Raw genomic sequence first — 20042 nt, 5'->3', positions numbered from 1 at the left:
CGCCGGAGGGGTCCGCGTGCCCGTGGCACGCGGACCCCTCCGCATCCTGCGATCAGCTGCGGGGCGGGTTCGCCGGCAGCCACTCCTCGAGCGTCGTCTCGAACACCTGGACCCCGGCCACGGGCATGAGCGTGCGCTCCTGCATCCGCGCACCGAAGTAGGGCGCCTCGGCGTCCGTCACGACCTCGCGCGGATCCCCGCGGAAGACGAGGCCGCGGCGCACCATCTCGTCGAGGCCCATCACCTCGGGTCCGGCGATCTCGGCGTCGGCGTTCAGCGGGGCGCCGGCGGCGGTGCGCGCGACGGCGGTCGCGACGTCCTCCGCGGCGATGGGCTGGACGAGGTTTCCCGGCAGGTGGATCGCGTCGCCGTTCCCCGACACTCCCGCGATGCCGCTGATGAACTCGAAGAACTGCGTGGCGTGCAGGATCGAATACGGGATGCCCGAGTCGCGGATCAGCTCCTCCTGCGCGGTCTTCGCCGCGAAGTACGAGATCGTGTTCGGACGGTTCGTGCCCACCACGGTGAGTGCCACGAAGTGCCCGACGCCCGCCTCGCGCGCTCCCGCGACGAGGTTCCGCGTCGACGTCGTGAAGAACTCCATCACGTCCGCCGGGGCGAACGACGGCGAGTTCGATACGTCGACCACGACATCCGCACCCTGCAGCACCTCGGCGAGGCCCTCGCCGGTGATGGTGTTGACACCGGAGTTCGGCGATGCCGGAACAGCTTCGTGGCCGTGCTCGGTGAGCTTCGCGACGACCTTCGAGCCGATGAGACCGGATCCTCCGATGACGACGATCTTTGCCATGATGTGCCTTTCGTTCAGGGAGCGCGTGGGGCGGCGCTCACCAGCTAAGACCGTCCTCGCCGTCGATCTGTGACAGCCCGCACTCAACAACTCCAGTGCGTGAGCTTCTCCGGATTCAGGACGAGCCACGCTTCGAGGATCAGGCGCCCCCGGATGCAGATGCTGAGCACTCCGGCCACGCGCCCTTCCCTGCAGACGACGATCCCCGGCACGCCGTTGACCGACTCCACGCGCAGCCGCACCGCGTCGTCCAGCAGCGCGCCGCGGAGATAGCCGCCGACGTCCGACGCGCCCTCCAGCGCGGTGACCGGCGCCGCCACGACCCCGCCGCCGTCGACCGTGAGAACCACGCCGGGGTGCAGCATCCGTGTCAGCCCGCGGGTGTCACCCTGCTCGGCGACGGCGACCAGCGCCCTCACCGCATGCTCGTGCTGCGCGGCGCTCGAGCTCGAGTGTCGCGCAGAGCGGTGCAGCCACGAGCCAGGTCGCCTGGTCACGCCCCGACCTGGGCGACGTGCCCGAGCTTGTCGGGGCTCATCACCCAGAGGAGGCGGCGGATGCCGTCTTCCGCCGCCGTGACCGTGACGAGGGTGGTGACCTGCCCGTCTTCCGAGAGGGTGGCTGCAGGCCGTCCGTTGACCTCGACCCAGCCGATCTGCTTGCCCGTCCAGAAGTGGCTGGAGAACGCGGCGACGAACTTGGCGACGCGACTTCGCCCGGCCACCGGGATGCGGGCCGCGAGCTTGACGCCGTTGCCGTCGGTGTAGCTGACGACGTCCTCGGCGAACAGCCGCTCGAGATCGCTGACGTCGCCCTTCTGCGCGGCGACGAGGAACGCCTCGAGCAGGCGCCGCTGCTCCGCGGCGGCCACCTCCGCCTTGCGCGCCGACTCGAGGTGCTTGCGGGCACGGCTGACGAGCTGCCGGGCGCTCGCGACCGTGGCGCCGATGACGTCGGCGATCCGCTCGTACGGGTAGTCGAGCGCCTCGCGGAGGATGTACGCGGCCCGCTCGGTGGGCGTCAGCTTCTCGAGCACGAGCAGGATCGCGTACTGCAGGGCCTCGCCGCGCTCCGCGCCGAGCGCGGGGTCGGCGTCGGTGTTGACCGGCTCGGGCAGCCATGGCCCGATGTACGTCTCGCGGCGTGCATGCGCGGACTGCGTGGCGTTGATGGAGAGGCGCGTCGCGACCGTGGCGAGGAACGCGCCCGGCTCGCGGATGTCGGCGCGGTCGGCGTTCTGCCAGCGGATCCAGGTCTCCTGGACGATGTCTTCGGCGTCGGCCACCGTGCCGAGCATCCGATACGCGATGCCGAAGATGCGCCGGCGGTGCTCGTCGAAGACGGTGACCGCGAGCGCGATGTCGTCCTGATGCGTCTCCGGTTCCGTGTGTTCGCCCATTGCGTCTGCCGCTCCCGTCGCCGCGCTCAGCGTACGCCCGCCACGGACGGCAGCAGCGCGTCGCCCGCGTCGCCGGGAGCGATCTGCCAGTCGTGGAAGCGCGTCGGCGCGAGGGTGGCGCCTGCGCCGGGCAGCAGCTCGAAGCGGTCGAGCTGCGCGCCGAAGTAGGTCGCGAGGGGGTCGGCGACGACCTCGCGCTCGTCACGTCGGAACCGCAGCTCGCGCTGCGCGAGGTAGCCGAGCTCGAAGACCTCCGGTCCCGCGTGCTCCGTGATCCCGCCGGTGGGTCGTGCGAGCGCGGCGCGGGCCACTGCGGCGGCCACGTCGTCGGCGGCCATGGGCTGGATGAGGGCATCGGCGACGTGCGCGATCCCACTGCGGGTCGCGGCATCCGTGATGCTGCGGATGAATTCGAAGAACTGCGTCGCGTGGACGATCGAGAAGGCGCGACCGGATGCCGTCAGCAGACGCTCCTGCTCGGCCTTCGCCTGGAAGTAGCCGCCCTCGGAGCGGGCGAGCCGGTCGGTGCCGACGACCGACAGCACCACGTGATGCGCCACCCCGGCGGCGGCGCCGTAGGTGAGGAGATTCAGCGTCGACCCGTAGAAGAACTCGCGTGCACCGGCCTCGTCCGTGTACGACGAGTTCGACACGTCGACGAGGGTTTCGACTTGTTCGAGTGCCTGCTCCAGCCCTTCGCCGGTGAAGGAGTTCACGCCCACCGCTCGCGCCACGACGACGACCTCGTGCCCCGTGGCCTCGAGCGCGGTGACGACCCTCGAGCCGATCAGTCCGGTTCCCCCGATGACAGCGATCCTCATGTCGAACCCTCTCTGCTTCGTCGCGCGCGGAACGCGCGCGTCACAGCTGAGACCGGATGACTCGGCGATCTGTGACAGGTCCGCGGAGAATGTGCAGGATCAGCCGGCCGGAGCCTTCGGAGGGTTGTGCATGAACTCGATGCGGATGCCGTTGTCGTCCTCGACGAAGGAGGCGTAGTAGCGCTCATTGAACCGCGGGTACGGCTTCGGATCGCGCACCGCGCTCCACCCCGCGCCCAGCGCGATGGCGTGGAGCCGATCGACGTCGTCGCGGGAGTCCACGGCGAACGCGAGATGCTGCCAGCCGACCGAGCCGTGGACATGAGGGCCGGTCCCCGGAACCCGCGCGGGGAAGAGGATCAGTTCCGTCTCGTCGTCCACGTACCAGGCGACCCCGTTGTCGCCGTCGGTGCGTTCCATGCCGAGCGCCGTGAGCACGGGATCGAACTGGGCGACCGCGCGGGGCAGGTCTTCCACGGTGATGCCGAGGTGATCGAGGAGGGGCATCGGGCCAGTCTCCCCGATGCCCGTGACGTGCGCCTCCATCGACGCGGTCCCTGTCACAAGTCCGGGCCCCACCCGGTCCTAGCTCACAAGACCGCAAGACCCCACCCTCGAAAGGAACTCGACATGACCGCTCAGAAGCCCACCATCGTCCTCGTCCACGGCGCCTTCGCCGAGTCGTCGTCGTGGAACGGAGTCATCGCCCAGCTGCAGCAGCACGACGTCCGCGCGATCGCGGTCGCCAACCCGCTGCGGAGCCTCGCCGGCGACGCGGCGTACGTCCGCGACGTCCTCGCGTCGATCGAGGGCCCCATCGTCCTCGTCGGCCACTCGTACGGCGGGCTCGTCATCACCGAGGCAGCCGCGGGCAACGAGGCCGTCGTCGGGCTCGTCTACGTCGCGGCGTTCGTCCCCGAGACCGGGCAGAGTGCGTTCGAGCTGTCGAACAGCGCCCCCGGAGGTACGCTCGGCGACGCACTCACGGCGTACCCGGTGACGGGGGGCGGCGATGAGTTCGCCATCCGTCCCGAGTTGTTCCACCACCAGTTCGCCGCCGATGTCTCGCCCGAGGTGGCCGCGCTGATGGCAGCGACCCAGCGCCCGGTCACGCAGGCCGCGCTGTCGGACGGCCTCCCGACGGATCGGCCGGCCTGGCGCGACATCCCGTCATGGCACGTCTTCGGCGATCAGGACCTCAACATCCCCGTCGCGGTGCACCGCGCCGGGGCGGAGCGTGCCGGCTCGCGCGGCACCCACGAGATCGCCGGCGCATCGCACGCGATCTCGGTGTCGCAGCCGGCGGCCGTGGCTGCGACGATCGCAGAAGCGGGCAAGGCGTACGTGGCTTCTCAGGAGATCGCCGCGTGACGGACCGGCGGCGCCCCGGACGATGGTCCGATCTTCGGGGCGCCGCCTCCACCGCGCGCCGCTGAACCGGCGCGCGCATCGCAGCGGCGGCGGTGGCTGCGGCAGACTTGACCTGTCCCTCGATGCACGGAAGGTCGCCAGTGAAGATCAGTGAGCTGCAGCGGTTCGCCGCCATCGTCGACCAGGAACTGCATGTTCCGCGTGCCGCCGATTCACTCGGCGTCCCCTTGGCGTCGCTGTACTCGACGATCGACAAGCTCGAAGCGGAGGTCGGGCATCCGCTCTTCACTCGCAGCAAGCCGAGTTGGTCGCTGACCCCGGCGGGTGTGCTCCTGCTGGAGGAGGCCAGGACTCGGATCGCGCAAGCCCCGGCTCCCGTCACCGCACCGAAGGCTCCCGGGGGCGGCAAGGCGAAGGCCTCCAAGGGCAAAGGCCGTGCGCCCATCGTGAAGGGCCAGCCGAAGCCCTACAAGAAGCGCCAGGGGCGCTAGCGGTCGCGGCTACAGCTCGGTGACGCGCCCGGCCTCGACGCGCCAGTGGCGGTCGAGCTGCACGGCGTCGAGCATCCGCCGATCGTGCGTCACCAGCAGCAGCGTCCCCCGGTACGAGTCGAGCGCCTGCTCGAGCTGCTCGATCGCGGGCAGATCGAGGTGGTTGGTCGGCTCGTCGAGCACCAGCACGTTGATGCCGCGAGCCTGCAGAAGGGCCAGCGCAGCCCTCGTGCGCTCACCCGGCGAGAGCTCGTCGACCGGTCGGCCGACGTGATCCGCTTTCAGACCGAACTTGGCGAGCAGGGTCCGCACCTCGCCGGACTCCATGTCCGGCACGAGCTCGCCGAATGCCGCCGCGAGCGGCTGCGACCCCACCAACAGCGACCGTGCCTGGTCGATCTCGCCGATCTCGACGTTCGCACCGATGCTCGCCGCGCCCGCGTTCGGCGACTGCCGGCCGAGCAGAGCCCGCAGGAGCGTCGACTTGCCCGCGCCGTTGTGCCCCGTGATGCCGATCCGCTCCCCCGCATTCACCTGCAGTGACACCGGTCCGAGTGTGAACGAGCCCTGCTGGTAGACCGCCGAGCTCAACGTCGAGACGACGGTGCTCGACCGCGGCGCCGTGCCGATGGTGAATTCGAGCTGCCACTCCTTGCGCGGCTCCTCGACCTCCTCCAGGCGCGCGATCCGACTCTCCATCTGCCGCACCTTCTGCGCCTGCTTCTCGCTCGAGTCGGTGTTCGCCTTGCGCCGGATCTTGTCGTTGTCGGGCGACTTCTTCATCGCGTTCCGCACGCCCTGGCTCGACCACTCGCGCTGCGTGCGCGCCCGCGCCACCAGGTCCGCCTTCTTCTCGGCGAACTCGTCGTACTTCTCCCGCGCGTGCCGGCGAATCGTCGCGCGCTCCTCGAGGTACGCGTCGTAGCCACCGCCGTAGACGCGGTTCGAGTGCTGTGCGAGGTCGAGCTCGAGCACGCGCGCCACGCAGCGCGCGAGGAACTCGCGGTCGTGACTGACCAGCACGACACCGCCACGGATGCCTCGTACGAACGCCTCGAGCCGCTCGAGCCCGTCGAGGTCCAGGTCGTTGGTGGGCTCGTCGAGCAGCACGATGTCGAACCTCGAGAGCAGCAGCGCCGCGAGACCGACGCGAGCGGCCTGCCCGCCCGACAGCCCGGTCATCGTCGCCACATCCGCTGGCGTGCCACCGAGATCGAGTCCCAGATCTGCGAGAACGGCGGGCAGCCGCTCCTCGAGGTCGGCGGCACCGCTGGCCAGCCAGCGGTCGAGCGCGGTCGAGTACATGTCGGCGGGATCGACGCCGTGCGGAGCGAGCCCGGGGTCGCCGAGCGCGGCGGCCGCAGCATCCATGTCCCGCGTCGCCTGTGTGCACCCCGTTCGGCGAGCGATGTAGTCGGCGACGGTCTCGCCCTCGACGCGTTCGTGCTCCTGCGGAAGCCAGCCGACGAAGGCGTCCGCGGGAGCGAGCGAGATGGTGCCGGCCTGCGGCTCGTCGATGCCGGCGAGCAGGCGCAGCAGCGTCGACTTGCCGGCTCCATTGGCGCCGACCACGCCGACGACGTCGCCGGGTGCGACGGTCAGGTCGAGGGAGTCGAACAGTGTGCGGTGGCCGTATCCGCCGGCCACGCCGCGCGCCACGAGTGTTGCGGTCATCAGCCAATCCTCTCAGCGCTGACAGAGTGCGCCGACCGGCGGATGCGCCCGACACCGACCCGGGCTCACGCCGGCGCGTTGAGCCCGATCCTGTTGCCCTCGCTGTCCGCGATGTAGGCGTAGACGCCGCGGCCGCCGGTGATCTCGGTCTTGGGTACGAGGATGCCTCCGCCCGCCGGCTCGACCCGCGCCAGCCACTTGTCGATCGAGGGACCCGCGTCGAAGTAGACGCGCGACCCGAAATGCGAGGGCGTGTCTTCGGGGGCGGCGAACAGGCATCCTGCCGCTCCGCCGTCTGCCGCGGCGAAGATGGCGGTCTCCTTGTCGGGCCCGACCGGGAGCCGGATGAGGTTCTCTTCGGTGAGCGCCTCGTAGAACGCGATCGCTCGCGTCATATCGGTGACGGGGATGTCGAACCACACGACTCTGGCCATTGCTCGGTCCTCCTTCGGACGTCAGGCGGGCTTGCAGGATGATCATTTCGTGGGATCCGGACAGATTCTGTCCGCGATGCGATACCGGGGCGGTATCGATCATCTTGTGCGCATGGGACGGCGGGTCTACCGTCACGCCCAAGGGGAGATGCTCGTGCTCGCCTGGGGTCGATGGGTCGTGTTGCTGGGGGCGGTGCTGCTTCTGGCGGGCTGCAGCGCGCCCTCTTCCGCGAGTCCACCCGGGCCGACTCCCCCGCTCGGGGTCTCGGCGCCTCCGACCACGAAGGAGGCGAAACCGCCTCGGTCGGATCCCGCCGGCTCGGCCCTCGTCACGATCGACCCGATCGGATTCGGCCTTCGGCCCGGTGCCGGGTCCCATCGCCTGGAGGCGTGGGCGACGCAATACTGCGAAGCGGCCGGGCTGTCGCCATGCTCGGACATCGCCGATCGTGCGGAGCGCCTCTGCATCGAGCGATGGGACTGCCACCCGGCACTGCTCGTGCCGTTCAGAGAGGGCACTGCCGCGTTCCTGTCGGGCGGGCGGTTCACGTCGCCGGTGGTCTACGCCGTATGGCTTTCGGAGAACCCGATGGTCGCCGTGGCCGGCGGCAGCCGGCATCTCCTCGAGTCCCACCTGCTCACTGTCGGCGTGTGCCCGGACCAGGGCGGCGGGTATCCGCGCGGGCCGGAGTGTCCCGCATAGGAGGAGGCCGCCGGTTCTCCCTAAGGGCTATGCCCAATCGACGGCCGCGCGATGCGGTGGGACAGTGAGGCAGGCTACCCGAGCCTGTGCCTCAGATCCCCACTTGTGAGGTTGGTCATGAACACTCGTCGATCCATCGCCATCATCGCGGCCGCGCTCATCGCGTCGGTCTCACTCGGAGCCGCCGGGGCGTCGGCCGCTCCGCCGACACCAGCCGACGCCACCGCCGTCGTCCATTGGAATGAGGTGGCGGCGAACACGCTCGCCGCCGTTCCCGGGCCCGATGGCGGCGCACCGCCCGCCTACCAGCTGAACATGGGCGTGACGCAGGGCGCCGTGTACGACGCCGTCACTGCGATCGGACCCAAGAAGTACCAGCCGTACCTGCTCAAGCAGCGCTTCGGGGCCAAGGCGTCGGTCGAGGCGGCCGTGGCGACGGCCGCGTACGAGGTGCTCACGAACCTCGTGTCCACCGCACCCGAGATCGCTCCGTTCCCCGGCAGGGCGGGGTTGCTCGCCGGCCTGGATGCCCAGTACGCGACGTCGCTCGGCGCGATCGCCGACGATGCGTTCAAGAGGCAGGGCGTCGCGGCGGGCCATGCCGCTGCCGATGCGATGCTCCAGGCGCGGCAGGACGACGGACGATTCGGACCGTCGCAGTGGGTTCGCGACCCCCGCGCCGGGCACTGGTCGCCACTGCTCAACACGGCGGGGCAGGAGATCCTCGACCCGACCCCCTGGGTGGGCGGCGTCGAGCCGTTCCTCGTCGAGAGCGCGACGCAGTTCCAGTCGGCGCCGCCGCTCGCGCTCGACAGCCCCGAGTACGCGGCGGAGGTGAACGCGGTGCAGGCTCTCGGCAGGGCGACGGGATCCACGCGCACGCCTGACCAGACGTACGCCGCGAAGTGGTGGCAGTGGGCGCCGGTCCTCGGGTGGAACGAGGTCGCGCGCCAGCTCATCACAAGGAACGATCTCGGCGCCGGCGACGCCGCGAGGCTGCTGGCACTGCAGAACCTCAGCGGTGCGGACGCGGCGATCACCTGCTGGAACGACAAGTACGCGTACGACTTCTGGCGGCCGTGGAACGCGATCCCGCGCGCCGGCGAGGACGGCAACGGCGGCACGACCGCTGAACCCGGGTGGGCGGCACTGATCACGGCGCCGTACCCCGAGCACCCGTCCGGGCACAATTGCCTCGACGGCGCCTACGCCGCCGTCCTGCGCATGCACTTCGGCGACGTCATCGCGGGCGGCTTCCAGATGACGAGCACGTCCGCGCTGCTCGTGGCCGGCGAACCGAGGGTGCGCACGTTCCAGACGTTCTCGCAGCCGCTCTCCGAGCTGATCGACGCCCGCATCTGGGCGGGCCTGCACTTCCACCACGCGGACGTCCAGGGCCAGCTGCTGGGCCTGAACGTCGCGCAGTACGCGGCGGCCCACTACTTCCAGTCGGTGGGCCACTGACGGCCTCGCGCACGCGTGCGGGGGCGACACCCCGAGATCACCGACCGGCGCCTGCGCGATCGCAGGCGCCGGTCCGCGCCTGGGCGGACGACGAGGTCTGCCGACTTGCGGCCGACACGTCCGCGTGCGAGGCTTGCCGGCGATCGTGATCGACGACGGGAGGTGAGACCCATGAACGCAGTATCCCCATGGGGTGCTCTCCTGCAGCGCACGATCGAACGGCCGAGATAGCCGTACGGGAGCCCCCACACGCAATCGCGAAAGGCGACTCCCATGAACTCAGCATCTTCACCTCACCCCGTCCCGCGTCGGGCACTCGTCCTCGGCGGCGGAGGATCGGCAGGCAACGCCTGGCTGATCGGTGTCATCGCCGGCCTCGCCGAGGCCGGACTGGACGTGACCGACGCCGACCTCATCGTCGGGACCTCGGCCGGGTCCACCGCCGCGGCGCAGGTCACCAGCACCGCCCCCGTCGATCTGTTCGCCGCGACCATCTCCCGCCCGCCGCCGCCCGCCGCTCCCGGCGGCACCCGCGCTCGCCCCGCTGGGCCCAGCCTGCAGTCACGTCATCTCGACCGGATGAAGGCGATCATCGCCGACGCATCGGATGCGGATGACTGGCGCCGCAAGATGGGCAAGGAACTCGAGACGGATGCCGCGGCCATCACCTCTGCGCAATGGCGGGCGACCGTCGCGGCGCGGTTCCCGACGGCTCTCTGGCCGCGGCAGCGTGTCGTCGTCACCGCCGTCGACGCGCGCAGCGGCGCGCCCGTGGTGTTCGATCGCGACAGCGGGATCGACCTCGTGGACGCGGTGGCCGCGAGCTGCGCCGGCGGATTCGCCTACGGCATCGGCGACGCCCGCTACATCGACGGGGGCTACCGGTCCAACGCCGACAACGCAGACCTCGCGGCCGGCTACGAGCGCGTGCTGGTGCTGTCACCTCTCGGCGGGCGATCCTTCACCCCGGTGGAGTGGGGCACGCACCTGGCCACGCAGGTCGATCAGCTGCGTGCCGAGGGAAGCAGCGTCGAGACGATCTTCCCCGACGCCGCCTCGCTGACCGCGTTCGGCGACAACATGATGAACCCTCTGTCCCGTCCCCCCGCGGCGCGGGCCGGCTACGCCCAGGCCCTCACCGTGGCCGATCGGCTCGCTGAGCTCTGGCGAGTCAGCTAGCGACTGCGAACCGGGGCAGATCGAGCGCACCCGTGCGCGCCGCCTCGACGGCGGCGCGCACGGCTCCGACCGACACGATGTCGGCGCCCAGGTCGGACGCGACGATCTCGGGTGCGGGCAGGTCGAGCTCCTGCGGCAGCGCGTCGAGTGCGGCGTCGATCACCGGCCCGGCACCGGCGGCGACCGCGCCCGACACGATGATCCGCCGGGAATCGAAGAGGCTCCCCAGCACACCGGCGATGACGGCGAGCGTCTCTCCCACCTGCCGCGCGACGAGGGCCGCACCCGCGTCGCCTTCCGCCGCGAGCGTGAGCACGGTCTTGGCGTCGACCTGGGCGGGGTCCAGCCCACGCAGCGCGCTCGACGCCGGCAGCGACCCCTTCGCGAGCGCACGACGTGCCACTTCGGCCACCCGGTATCCGAGCCCCCACGCCCCCTCGACGCCCGCGACGTGGTCGAAGGCGACCATCTCGGCCGCCCCGCCATGCGCACCCCGCAGCAGCGTCCCGTCGACCCAGACCCCCGCGCCGAGGCGCTCCCCCGCCAGCAGCGTCACGAAGTCGTCGTAGCCGACGGCCGCACCGACCGCCCGCTCGGCCACCGCCGCGAGCGACGCGTCGTTCTCGACCCGCACGATCGGCGCCCACTCGCCGAAGAGGTCGCCGAACGACGGGTTCATGCGGTGCCAGAAATCGTCGCGGTGAGGAGGCGACGAGCCATTCCGGTCCACGGGCGCGGGAACGCCGACGCACACCGCGACGACGTCGGTGCGTGTGATCCCGGCCCCCGAAAGCGCATCGTCGACGACACGCGCGGCGTCGCGACGCCGGTCTTCCGCCGAATCCTGAGCGGCATCCGCGGCCAGATGGCTCACACCTCGCGTGCCGCCCCGGAGATCCGCGACCGTCGCCGTGAGGCGCGCGCGACCGGCGTCCAGCCCGACCACGAATCCCGTGTCCGTGCGGAAGGCGAACCGTCGAGCCGGCCGCCCCTTCTGGTACTCCCCCACGGCACGGGCGTTCGGCAGCTCCGCGAGCAGGCCGCGCTCTACGAGTTCGTCGACGACGTCGATGGCGGTGGACCGCGTCAGCCCGACGTGTTCGATCACGTCGGAGGCCGTCAGCGCGTCGGCGTCCCAGGCGAACCCGAGGATGGCGTCCAGACTTGCGCGGCGCAGTGCCGTCGGGGTGAGCAGCGATTGTGACATCGAGGTCTTGACCTTTCACGCGTTCCTCAGCATTATGGTCCACACCTAGTTGATTCGGCGAGTAAATCTACTATTCGAACCAACCAGTTCCCCACAACCCACGCAAAAAGGACAACGACGTGCCTGCAGCATCCGTCTTCCTCCGCCGCGCGAGCGCGGCGGGCGCCGCCCTCGCGATCCTGGGCACGTCCCTGGTCGCGTGCTCCGGCGCATCGACCGGGCCGGCCGAGGTGAGGTTCCATCTCAGCAAGCCCGAGGCGATCCCCTACTTCCGCGATCTGATCAAGGAGTACAACGCGAGCCAGGACGAGGTCGAGGTCGTCTTCGACACGTCTTCGAACCTGCAGGCGGGCTTCCTGCGCGGCAACCCGCCGGACCTCGGGCTGCTCAACTACAACATGGAGATGGCGCGCTTCATGGAGCGCGGCGCCCTCAGCGACCTGAGCGACATGCCCGAGGCCGACCGCATCCTCCCCGAGGTGCAGGATCTCGTAGACCAATACGCCACCTACCCCGGTCGCACGAGCGTGCTGCCGTACTCGGTGATGGCGGCTTCGGTCATCTACAACAAGCAGATCTTCGAAGAGCAGGGACTCGACGTCCCCACCACGTGGGAAGAGCTCGTCGAGGTCTGCGACGCGCTGAAGGCGGCGGGAGTCACGCCGTTCTACGCCACGTTCAAGGACCCGTGGACCGTCGGCCAGGGATGGTTCGATTACGCCGTCGGCGGCGAGGTCGACGTCGCCTCGTTCTACGACGAGATGAACGAGCTCGGCACGGAGGTCGGCCCCGACTCGCCGGTGTCGTTCGAGAAGACACTGGCCGAGCCGGTCGAGCGCATGACGCAGCTCACGAGCGAGTACACGAACACGGATGCTGCCAGCCGGGGCTTCGGCGACGGCAACCTCGCCTTCGCGAAGGGCGAGGCCGCGATGTACCTGCAAGGGCCGTGGGCGTTCGGCGAGATCGACAAGACGAATCCCGACCTCGACCTCGGCACGTTCCCGCTGCCGATGACCGACGACCCCGACGACAACCGGGTGCGGGTCAACATCGACCTCGCTGCGTGGATCCCCGAGGCATCCGATCAGAAGGAGGGTGCGCGCGACTTCCTGAGCTACCTGTTCCGGAAGGACGTGATGGACGAGTACAACGCCGCGTTCCTCGGCTACGGCACCACCACCGACTCCGCACCCGTCACCGACGAGCGCATCCTCGGCATGAAGGAGTACTACGACTCCGCGAAGTTCTATCAGGGCGCCTCGAAGGCGATCCCCCTGACCATCCCCACCGACAACTACATGCAGGGCATCGTGACCGGATCCGACGTCGAGACCACGCTGCGCGTGATGGATGCGGACTGGGCCCGACTGGCGATGCGCCGATAGCGCGACGAAGGGAACGCACTCATGGCAACCACCACGGCCACCCTCACGGTGCCCAAGACCGGCCGGCGCACCGGCGCGGCGACGATGCCGCGCACGCGCCGGCGCGTGGAAGGGGTCTATTACTTCTTCCTGCTCCCGGCCCTCATCCTGTTCACGCTCGCGATCACCATTCCCGCGATCATCGGGATCTTCTTCAGCTTCACCGACTCCATCGGGTTCGGCGACTGGGAGTTCGTCGGCCTCATCAACTACGTCGCCGTCTTCACCGACCCGGCCATCCTGCAGAGCTACCTCTTCACCTTCGGCTTCGCCGCCGTCACGGTCATGGTCGTCAACGCCGTGGCGTTCCTGCTCGCGGTCGGGCTCGTCTCCCGCGTGCGACTCAAGACCGGGCTGCGGGCGATCTTCGTGATCCCGATGGTGATCTCGGGCATCATCATCGCCTACGTCTTCAACTTCCTGTTCTCAAACTCGGTGCCGGCGCTCGGGCAGGCGTGGGGCATCCCCTGGCTGAGCGAGAGCATCCTCGCGAACCCGGACCTCGCGTGGGTCGCGATCGTGATCGTGACCGCATGGCAGGCGATCCCCGGCACGCTCCTGATCTACATCGCGGGGCTTCTCTCGATCCCGGGCGACGTGTACGAAGCGGCCGACATCGACGGCGCCGGCAAGACGCAGCAGCTCCTGCGGATCACGCTGCCGCTCGTCGCGGGATACGTCGTGATCAACGTCATCCTCGGCTTCAAGAACTTCCTGAACGCCTACGACATCATCGTCGGCCTCACCAACGGCGGTCCCGGCACGGCCACCCGCAGCATCGCGATGACGATCTTCACCGGCTTCTCGGGCGGCGACTACGCCTACCAGATGGCCAACGCGACGATCTTCTTCGTCATCGCGCTGATCCTCTCTCTCCTCCAACTCCGTCTCACCCGCGGAAGGAACGTGTTCTGATGACCACGCAAGCCGCCCTCGCCATCGAGGACATCAACGCCGAGCGTGTGCTCGACGGCGACTCCGCCCGCAAGCCCGCCCGATCGCGCTTCGCGATGGAGCGCGTGAACTGGCCCGGCACCATCGTGCTGATCCTGTGCGCCGTCACGGTGCTGATCCCGCTGTACGTCACGATCTCGACAGCGTTCAAGACGCAGGGGCAGGCCGTCGACGGCAATGCGTTCTCACTTCCGGCGCCGTGGAGCGTCGACGGGTTCACGGCGGCGTGGGAACTGACGAACTTCCCCCGCGCCTTCACGATCTCGCTGCTCGTGACGGCGTTCTCGGTCGCCGGCACGATCATCTTGGCCGCGCTCGCGTCGTTCGCCATCTCGCGGAACTGGGACCGCAAGCTCTTCCGGTACTCCTTCTACTACCTGCTCGCGGCGATGTTCCTCCCGTTCCCGGTGGTCGCGCTCCCCCAGATCCAGCTGACGGGCCTCGCCGGCCTCGACAACCCCGTGGGCGTGACGATCCTGCACATCATGTTCCAGCTGAGCTTCAGCATCCTGCTGTTCACCGCGTTCCTGCGGTCGATCCCGGGGGAGCTCGAAGAGAGCGCCCGTATCGACGGCGCCACGACGTGGCAGACGTTCTGGCGGCTGATCTTCCCACTGCTCGCACCCATGAGCGCCACTGTCGGGATCTTCGCATTCCTGGCATCGTGGAATGACTTCATGATGCCGTCGCTCATCATCTCCGACCCGGCATCGCAGACGCTGCCGGTCGTCCAGAACATCTTCCAGACCCAGTTCAGCAACAACTACAACGTGTCGTTCGCCTCGTATCTCATGGCGATGGCCCCCGCGATCATCGTCTACCTGTTCACCCAGCGATGGGTCATGGAAGGCGTGACGCAGGGAGCCGTCAAAGGCTGAGGCCGCGGCATCCGTCATCCCTCACCCGAACCGAACCCGAACCGAAAGGAAAGCGTCCCCGTGACGACTGTGCACTCCGCGCCCTCCTCCTCCGACCAGCACGACCTCGAACTGCCCGCCTGGTGGCGCCAGGCGGTCGTCTACCAGGTGTATCCGCGGAGCTTCGCGGACGCCGACGGCGATGGCATCGGCGACATCCGCGGCATCACCTCGCGGGTGCCGTACCTGAAAGAGCTCGGGATCGACGCGGTGTGGCTGAGTCCGTTCTACCCGTCGGCGCTCGCCGACGGCGGGTACGACGTCGCCGATTACCGCGACGTCGATCCGCGACTGGGCACCCTCGACGACTTCGACGAGCTGCTCGCTGCGCTCCATGACGCCGGGATCAAGGTGGTCGTCGACATCGTGCCGAACCACACGTCGGATCAGCACGCCTGGTTCCAGGAGGCCCTGACCGCCGGGCGCGGCTCCGCCGCTCGTCGACGCTACATCTTCCGCGACGGCTCCGGTCCCGACGGCTCCGAGCCCCCGGCGGACTGGGTGTCGGTCTTCGGCGGCCCGGCGTGGGAGCGGGTCGCCGACGGGCAATGGTACTTCCACAACTTCGCCGTGGAGCAGCCCGACCTCGACTGGTCGAATCCCGAGGTGCGCGCCGACTTCGTGAAGACGCTGCGGTTCTGGAGCGACCGCGGTGTCGACGGCTTCCGCATCGACGTCGCCCACATGCTCACGAAGGACTTCGTCGACCCGCTCCCCTCGCAGGCAGCGCTCGACTCGATGCCCCGTGACGGCAACCACCCGATGATCGACCGCGACGACGTCCACGACGTCTACGCCGAGTGGCGGCAGGTGTTCGACTCGTACGACCCGCCGCGCACCGCCGTGGCCGAGGCATGGGTCGAGCCGTCGCGCATCCCGCTCTACGCGAGCTCCGAGAGCCTGGGGCAGGCGTTCAACTTCGACCTGCTCGAGGCCGACTTCGACCCCGCCCAGTTCCGCCGGATCGTCGGAGACAACCTCGACCTCGCCGCGCTCTCGGGTTCGTCGACGACGTGGGTGCTGTCGAACCACGATGTCGTGCGCCACGCCACCCGGTACGGCCTGCCCGACGCCGAACGCGACGCCTTCGGCCGCCCCACGCGCAAGCACGGCAACGAATGGCTGCTGTCGGGCGGCACCGAGCCCGTGCTCGATGCGCTACGCGGACTGCGTCGGGCCCGGGCGGCGACGCTGTTCGTCCTCGGGCTGCCCGGCTCGGCGTACGTCTATCAGGGCGAGGAGCTGGGCCTGCACGAGGTGGCCGCGATTCCTGACGCCGAGCGGCAGGACCCGACCTTCTTCCGCAGCCCCGGCGAGGACATCGGACGAGACGGATGCCGCGTCCCGCTGCCGTGGTCGGCTTCGGGGTCTTCGTACGGCTTCGGTGACGGCGGCGCGCACCTGCCGCAGCCCGCGTGGTTCGCGGAGTCCGCGGTCTCGGTGGAGGACGCCGACCCCGCCTCGACGCTGTCGCTGTATCGCGACGCGCTGGCGCTGCGCCACGTGCTGCAGACCGGGGAGTCGCTGGAGTGGATCGACACCGGGCGCGAGGACGTGCTGGCCTTCCGACGCCCGAACGGCTGGACGGTGATCACGAACTTCGGGGCCGAGCCGTTCGCACTGCCGGCGGGGCCGCAGGTCTCGCTCTCGAGCGGCCCGGTGGAGGGACGCCTGCTTCCGGGTGAGACCACCATGTGGATCGCCGGGGCGTGACCTCGTCCACGTGACAAGAAAAGCCCCGGTCCTCGCGATTTCTCGCGGGGACCGGGGCTCCAACTCTGTATGACAACGGCAGTGGAGATGGGGGGAATCGAACCCCCGTCCATCGCTGGGTAACTGCGGTTTCTCCGGGCGCAGTCTATGAAATCGTTCTACTCGGCTCCGACCTTTGTCACAGACACCTAAGTCGACAAGCCCATCCTGAAAAGAGTCCCGCGTGACGCTCAGGCGACGTCACGCAGCAAGATCCCTAGATGACGCCAATACCCGTGACGGGATCAGTCACGGATTGACGGCGTCGGGCTCGCTGCTCAGGCAGCGAGGGCGAACGCGGACTGCTTCTTTTCGGCAGTTATTGGTTTGCAAGGAGCGTTTACGAGATAACCCTGCATCCTCGGCCCGCTTCACGCAGATTCACAGGCGATGTCGAAACCGATCATCCCCGTTGCCTCTTTCGAGGTGTCCTTCTCGCGAAGGGCCGTTGTCACACTGTGGAGTTGCCAAGACTCGGGCGCCGAAGCATCCGAGCACATCAGGATACAACGGATGCGCCCTCCCCGCCATTCCTGGCCGGCTCCGGCCGGCATGCAGCATCCGTTGCCTAGCATGTAAGGGTGACCTCACCTCGTGCCGCGCGCCCGCAGACCACCCTCTTCGTGACCGGGAGCGTCTGGCTCTCACCCGACCTCGTGCGGGTGACGCTGGCGGGCGACGAGTTCGCCGACTTCGCCGACCGGCCCGAGACCGACAAGTACGCGAAGCTGTACTTCCCGCCGGCGGGCAGCGCGCTCGAGCCGCCGTACGACCTCGCCACGCTGCGCGAGACGGTGGCGTTCGACGAGCTGCCGACGATCCGCACCTACACGATCCGGCGAGTGGATGCCGCAGCCGGCACCATCGAGATCGACTTCGTCGTGCACGGTGGCACCGGCATCGCCGGGCCGTGGGCCGCCAACGCGAAGCCCGGCGACCGGCTGACGATGTCGTCCCCCGGAGCGGGGTACTCGCCCGACCTCACCGCGGATCACCACGTGCTGATCGGCGACGAGTCGGCGATCCCGGCGATCTGGTCTGCGCTCGAGGCGCTGCCCGCGGACGCGGCGGTGACCACCATCATCGAGACCCGTTCGCCGGCGCACCGGATCGAGGTGCCGTCGGGCGTGGTCGTCCAGTGGGTCGACGAGGACCACGACGCTCCCGGCGCCCGGCTCGTCTCGGCGGTGGATGCTGCGGCCTGGCCGGCCGGCCGCGTGCAGGTCTTCGCACATGGTGAGCGCGGTGCGATGAAGTCGCTGCGGCCGCTCCTGCTCGAGCGCGGCGTCGCGCGCGCCGACCTGTCGCTGTCGGCGTACTGGGCGTACGGACGCACGGAGGACGCGTTCCAGGCCGAGAAGCGCCTCCCGGTCGGGCAGATCTTCCCCGATTGACGCACAGGTCACGGGTTAGGGTCTGAGCATGAGCGACGTCGTCATCACGGTCCGCGGGGAGCACGAGACCCGCATCGCCCCCGAGCGCGCGATCGCGCACCTGACCATCCGCGCCGAAGGTCCCGAGCGCGGCGCCGTCGTCGAGCGCATGGCCGCGCTCACCGAGCCGGTGCGCGATGACCTCGCCTCGCGCAAGTCCGCGGGCACCGTCACCGAGTGGACGAGCCAGCGCGTGTCGGTGTGGTCGGAGCGCCCCTGGAACAACGAGGGCAAGCGCCTGGCCCCCGTGCACTACGCGACCGTGGACTTCTCCGTCACGTTCACCGACTTCGCGGTGCTGTCGTGGTGGGCCGGCGAGGTCGCCGAGCGCGAGGGTGTGCAGCTCGGCTGGATCGAGTGGAAGCTCACCCCCGAGACGAAGGCATCCGTCGAACGGGAAGTCGCCACGCAGGCCGTGGGAGTGGCTGTTGCACGAGCGAGCGCGTATGCCGGGGCGCTCGGACTCGCCGATGTCACCGCCGTCGAACTCGCCGACGTGGGACTGCTGACTCAGCAGAGCGGCCCCGAGGCGGCACCGGCGCCCCGCATGCTCATGGCGAAGGCGTCGTTCGCCTCGGACGCCGCGGGCGGGGGGCCCGCTGTGCAGCTCCAGCCCGAGGACATCGTGATCTCGGCGGCCGTCGAGGCCCGGTTCGCCGCCCGATGAGCGCTGCCGACGTCGTGCCCCGCGCGGGCATCGCCGAACGACTGTCGCGCATGATCCAGCTGCCCACCGTGTCGGCAGAGCGCGCCGAACGCGGGCAGGGACCGTTCGATGCGTTCGCCGACCTGCTCGTCGAGCTCTACCCGCTCGTCCACGCCCACCTCGAGCGCGAGCGCATCGGCGAACTGGGGATCCTCTACCGGTGGCGCGGGCGCGTCGCGCAGCAGCCCACCGTGTTGATGGCGCACTTCGACGTCGTCCCGGTCGACGAGGGCGACGCCTGGACCCACCCGCCGTTCGAGGGGCGCATCGATCGTGGCTGGGTGTACGGCCGCGGCGCCCTCGACGACAAGGGACCGCTCGTCGTCGTGATGGATGCCGTCGAGAACCTGCTGGCTTCGGGGTTCACTCCGGTGCGCGACGTGTACCTGTCGTTCGGGGGCGACGAGGAGACGTTCGGTGGCGCCGCCCGCATCATCGCCGAGACGCTCAGGGATCGCGGCGTCGAGCCGTGGCTCGTGCTCGACGAAGGAGGCGCGGTCGTGGACGCGCCGCTTCCCTTCGTCCGCGGAACCGCGGCCATGGTGGGCGTGGGCGAGAAGGGCGTGCTGACGCTCCGTCTGAGCGCCCGCGGCGAGGGCGGGCACGCGTCCGCTCCCCCGGCCCGCACCGCCGTCCGGCGCATCGCGCGCGCGGTCGATCGACTGTCGCCCGAGACGTTCCCCGCGCGCACGCCGGCGGCGGTGACGCGCATGCTCGAGCTCTTCGCCACCCGGACGGGCGGCATCCCTCGCGCGCTGTACCGACTGCTGTCGAGGGCACCGTGGCTCACCGCGCGCACCTTCACCGCGATGGGCGGCGAGCCCGCGGCGCTGGTGCGCACGACGGTCGCCGCCACGATGCAGTCCGGCGGCACGGCCGCGAACGTCCTGCCGTCCCAGGCATCGGCGACGCTCAACCTCCGCATCGCGCTCGGGGAGTCCGTCGAGAGCACCGTGAAGCGGGTGCGCAAACGGGTCGCGGACCGGCACGTGAAGGTCGAGGTTCTCGAGGGCGACGGACCGTCGCCGGAGTCGTCGACGGAGAACGCGCAGTTCGCGCTGATCACAGATGCGGTGAAGGTGTCGCACCCGGACGCCGCGACGGTTCCGTACGTGATGATGGCGGCCACCGACTCGCGGCATTTCCACCGCTTCTCGCCGGCGGTCTACCGTTTCGCACCGCTCGAGATGAGCAAGGCGCAGCGCGCCTCGATCCACGGCGTCGACGAGCGGGTCGAGATCGCCGCGCTCGAGCGGGGTGAGCTGTTCCACCGCACCCTCCTCCAGCGCTTAGAGTGAT

20 protein-coding genes and 1 other RNA gene are annotated in these 20042 nt (G+C 69.7%); 12 read left to right on the top strand and 9 right to left on the bottom strand.

Annotated features, from left to right (window positions below; genetic code table 11):
• Positions 1–52: 52 nt before the first annotated feature.
• The 5 genes from ACFVSU_RS00540 to ACFVSU_RS00520 form a co-directional block, all read right to left on the bottom strand.
• Complete coding sequence (locus ACFVSU_RS00540; RefSeq protein ID WP_387136694.1) at positions 53–811, bottom strand: SDR family oxidoreductase; 759 nt, start codon at positions 809–811, stop codon at positions 53–55.
• Positions 812–894: 83 nt separating this feature from the next.
• Positions 895–1308 carry a hypothetical protein gene (locus tag ACFVSU_RS00535; RefSeq protein ID WP_387136692.1) on the bottom strand — a complete coding sequence of 138 codons (414 nt, stop codon included), beginning with the start codon at positions 1306–1308 and terminating at the stop codon, positions 895–897.
• Positions 1305–2210 (bottom strand): RNA polymerase sigma-70 factor, encoded by a 906-nt coding sequence (locus ACFVSU_RS00530; RefSeq protein ID WP_387136690.1) that lies wholly within the window; start codon positions 2208–2210, stop codon positions 1305–1307. Before ACFVSU_RS00530 ends, ACFVSU_RS00535 begins: the two co-directional genes overlap by 4 nt.
• Positions 2211–2236: 26 nt before the next feature.
• The gene (locus ACFVSU_RS00525; RefSeq protein WP_387136688.1) at positions 2237–3031 is read right to left on the bottom strand and encodes an SDR family oxidoreductase; all 795 of its coding nucleotides are present in this window, start codon (positions 3029–3031) and stop codon (positions 2237–2239) included.
• A gap of 99 nt (positions 3032–3130) precedes the next feature.
• Positions 3131–3538 (bottom strand): VOC family protein, encoded by a 408-nt coding sequence (locus ACFVSU_RS00520; RefSeq protein WP_387136686.1) that lies wholly within the window; start codon positions 3536–3538, stop codon positions 3131–3133.
• Between the two features lie 123 nt (positions 3539–3661).
• Here ACFVSU_RS00520 and ACFVSU_RS00515 point away from each other — a divergent pair, with 123 nt between their 5' ends.
• Both ACFVSU_RS00515 and ACFVSU_RS00510 read left to right on the top strand, forming a co-directional pair.
• Positions 3662–4402, top strand: coding sequence for an alpha/beta fold hydrolase (locus ACFVSU_RS00515; protein WP_387136684.1), 741 nt, complete (start codon positions 3662–3664; stop codon positions 4400–4402).
• Between the two features lie 140 nt (positions 4403–4542).
• On the top strand, positions 4543–4893 hold the full coding sequence (locus ACFVSU_RS00510) for a LysR family transcriptional regulator (RefSeq protein ID WP_387136682.1): 351 nt from the start codon (positions 4543–4545) through the stop codon (positions 4891–4893).
• A gap of 9 nt (positions 4894–4902) precedes the next feature.
• On the opposite strand, the gene ACFVSU_RS00505 is transcribed toward ACFVSU_RS00510, so the two are convergent.
• Positions 4903–6567 (bottom strand): ABC-F family ATP-binding cassette domain-containing protein, encoded by a 1665-nt coding sequence (locus ACFVSU_RS00505; RefSeq protein ID WP_387136680.1) that lies wholly within the window; start codon positions 6565–6567, stop codon positions 4903–4905.
• A gap of 65 nt (positions 6568–6632) precedes the next feature.
• Positions 6633–7001 carry a VOC family protein gene (locus ACFVSU_RS00500; RefSeq protein ID WP_387136678.1) on the bottom strand — a complete coding sequence of 123 codons (369 nt, stop codon included), beginning with the start codon at positions 6999–7001 and terminating at the stop codon, positions 6633–6635.
• Between ACFVSU_RS00500 and ACFVSU_RS00495 the strand changes: the two genes are divergently transcribed.
• From ACFVSU_RS00495 to ACFVSU_RS00485, 3 genes are all read left to right on the top strand, one after another.
• Positions 6976–7704, top strand: coding sequence for a hypothetical protein (locus tag ACFVSU_RS00495; RefSeq protein ID WP_387136676.1), 729 nt, complete (start codon positions 6976–6978; stop codon positions 7702–7704). The two genes, ACFVSU_RS00500 and ACFVSU_RS00495, sit on opposite strands and share 26 nt — an antisense overlap.
• A gap of 117 nt (positions 7705–7821) precedes the next feature.
• Positions 7822–9168 (top strand): vanadium-dependent haloperoxidase, encoded by a 1347-nt coding sequence (locus ACFVSU_RS00490; RefSeq protein WP_387136674.1) that lies wholly within the window; start codon positions 7822–7824, stop codon positions 9166–9168.
• A 273-nt stretch (positions 9169–9441) separates the two neighbouring features.
• A complete protein-coding gene (locus ACFVSU_RS00485; RefSeq protein WP_387136672.1) occupies positions 9442–10347 on the top strand; it encodes a patatin-like phospholipase family protein in 906 nt (301 codons plus the stop codon).
• On the opposite strand, the gene ACFVSU_RS00480 is transcribed toward ACFVSU_RS00485, so the two are convergent.
• Complete coding sequence (locus ACFVSU_RS00480; protein ID WP_387136670.1) at positions 10340–11554, bottom strand: ROK family protein; 1215 nt, start codon at positions 11552–11554, stop codon at positions 10340–10342. The genes ACFVSU_RS00485 and ACFVSU_RS00480 overlap by 8 nt on opposite strands.
• A 119-nt stretch (positions 11555–11673) precedes the next feature.
• On the opposite strand from ACFVSU_RS00480, the gene ACFVSU_RS00475 reads away from it, so the two are divergent.
• From ACFVSU_RS00475 to ACFVSU_RS00460, 4 genes are read left to right on the top strand one after another with little or no spacing between them, the layout of a single operon-like run.
• Positions 11674–12942 carry an ABC transporter substrate-binding protein gene (locus tag ACFVSU_RS00475; protein WP_387136668.1) on the top strand — a complete coding sequence of 423 codons (1269 nt, stop codon included), beginning with the start codon at positions 11674–11676 and terminating at the stop codon, positions 12940–12942.
• A gap of 21 nt (positions 12943–12963) precedes the next feature.
• Positions 12964–13896 (top strand): carbohydrate ABC transporter permease, encoded by a 933-nt coding sequence (locus ACFVSU_RS00470; RefSeq protein ID WP_387136666.1) that lies wholly within the window; start codon positions 12964–12966, stop codon positions 13894–13896.
• The gene (locus ACFVSU_RS00465; protein ID WP_387136664.1) at positions 13896–14813 is read left to right on the top strand and encodes a carbohydrate ABC transporter permease; all 918 of its coding nucleotides are present in this window, start codon (positions 13896–13898) and stop codon (positions 14811–14813) included. Before ACFVSU_RS00470 ends, ACFVSU_RS00465 begins: the two co-directional genes overlap by 1 nt.
• A 60-nt stretch (positions 14814–14873) precedes the next feature.
• The gene (locus ACFVSU_RS00460) at positions 14874–16565 is read left to right on the top strand and encodes a glycoside hydrolase family 13 protein (RefSeq protein ID WP_387136661.1); all 1692 of its coding nucleotides are present in this window, start codon (positions 14874–14876) and stop codon (positions 16563–16565) included.
• Positions 16566–16644: 79 nt separating this feature from the next.
• Here ACFVSU_RS00460 and ssrA read toward each other — a convergent pair.
• Positions 16645–17015, bottom strand: a transfer-messenger RNA (tmRNA) gene (gene ssrA, locus ACFVSU_RS00455).
• 170 nt (positions 17016–17185) lie between these two features.
• Here ssrA and ACFVSU_RS00450 point away from each other — a divergent pair.
• Genes ACFVSU_RS00450 through ACFVSU_RS00440 form a run of 3 tightly spaced genes read left to right on the top strand, consistent with a single transcriptional unit; the run spans position 17186 to position 20041 of the window.
• Positions 17186–17998: a siderophore-interacting protein gene (locus tag ACFVSU_RS00450; protein ID WP_387136659.1), complete on the top strand. Its 813-nt coding sequence runs from the start codon at positions 17186–17188 to the stop codon at positions 17996–17998.
• A 28-nt stretch (positions 17999–18026) separates the two neighbouring features.
• Positions 18027–18704: an SIMPL domain-containing protein gene (locus ACFVSU_RS00445; protein ID WP_387136657.1), complete on the top strand. Its 678-nt coding sequence runs from the start codon at positions 18027–18029 to the stop codon at positions 18702–18704.
• A complete protein-coding gene (locus ACFVSU_RS00440) occupies positions 18701–20041 on the top strand; it encodes a M20/M25/M40 family metallo-hydrolase (RefSeq protein WP_387136655.1) in 1341 nt (446 codons plus the stop codon). The genes ACFVSU_RS00445 and ACFVSU_RS00440 overlap by 4 nt, the downstream gene beginning before the upstream one ends.
• The last annotated feature ends 1 nt before the right edge of the window (position 20042 follow it).

The organism is Microbacterium sp. NPDC058062 (assembly GCF_042885375.1).
Taxonomy (GTDB): Bacteria; Actinomycetota; Actinomycetes; order Actinomycetales; family Microbacteriaceae; genus Microbacterium; species Microbacterium trichothecenolyticum_C.
Note: the sequence above shows the minus strand (reverse complement) of the source record. Positions and strands in the feature narration are given on the sequence as shown.

What these genes read in the sequence shown, in the direction of transcription:
- ACFVSU_RS00525 (WP_387136688.1), bottom strand. Translation starts at nt 3,031, where the DNA reads ATGAGGATCGCTGTCATCGGGGGAACCGGACTGATCGGCTCGAGGGTC.
- ACFVSU_RS00480 (WP_387136670.1), bottom strand. Translation starts at nt 11,554, where the DNA reads ATGTCACAATCGCTGCTCACCCCGACGGCACTGCGCCGCGCAAGTCTG.
- ACFVSU_RS00445 (WP_387136657.1), top strand. Translation starts at nt 18,027, where the DNA reads ATGAGCGACGTCGTCATCACGGTCCGCGGGGAGCACGAGACCCGCATC.
- ACFVSU_RS00490 (WP_387136674.1), top strand. Translation starts at nt 7,822, where the DNA reads ATGAACACTCGTCGATCCATCGCCATCATCGCGGCCGCGCTCATCGCG.
- ACFVSU_RS00515 (WP_387136684.1), top strand. Translation starts at nt 3,662, where the DNA reads ATGACCGCTCAGAAGCCCACCATCGTCCTCGTCCACGGCGCCTTCGCC.
- ACFVSU_RS00540 (WP_387136694.1), bottom strand. Translation starts at nt 811, where the DNA reads ATGGCAAAGATCGTCGTCATCGGAGGATCCGGTCTCATCGGCTCGAAG.
- ACFVSU_RS00470 (WP_387136666.1), top strand. Translation starts at nt 12,964, where the DNA reads ATGGCAACCACCACGGCCACCCTCACGGTGCCCAAGACCGGCCGGCGC.
- ACFVSU_RS00485 (WP_387136672.1), top strand. Translation starts at nt 9,442, where the DNA reads ATGAACTCAGCATCTTCACCTCACCCCGTCCCGCGTCGGGCACTCGTC.
- ACFVSU_RS00440 (WP_387136655.1), top strand. Translation starts at nt 18,701, where the DNA reads ATGAGCGCTGCCGACGTCGTGCCCCGCGCGGGCATCGCCGAACGACTG.
- ACFVSU_RS00500 (WP_387136678.1), bottom strand. Translation starts at nt 7,001, where the DNA reads ATGGCCAGAGTCGTGTGGTTCGACATCCCCGTCACCGATATGACGCGA.
- ACFVSU_RS00495 (WP_387136676.1), top strand. Translation starts at nt 6,976, where the DNA reads ATGTCGAACCACACGACTCTGGCCATTGCTCGGTCCTCCTTCGGACGT.
- ACFVSU_RS00530 (WP_387136690.1), bottom strand. Translation starts at nt 2,210, where the DNA reads ATGGGCGAACACACGGAACCGGAGACGCATCAGGACGACATCGCGCTC.
- ACFVSU_RS00465 (WP_387136664.1), top strand. Translation starts at nt 13,896, where the DNA reads ATGACCACGCAAGCCGCCCTCGCCATCGAGGACATCAACGCCGAGCGT.
- ACFVSU_RS00505 (WP_387136680.1), bottom strand. Translation starts at nt 6,567, where the DNA reads ATGACCGCAACACTCGTGGCGCGCGGCGTGGCCGGCGGATACGGCCAC.
- ACFVSU_RS00520 (WP_387136686.1), bottom strand. Translation starts at nt 3,538, where the DNA reads ATGCCCCTCCTCGATCACCTCGGCATCACCGTGGAAGACCTGCCCCGC.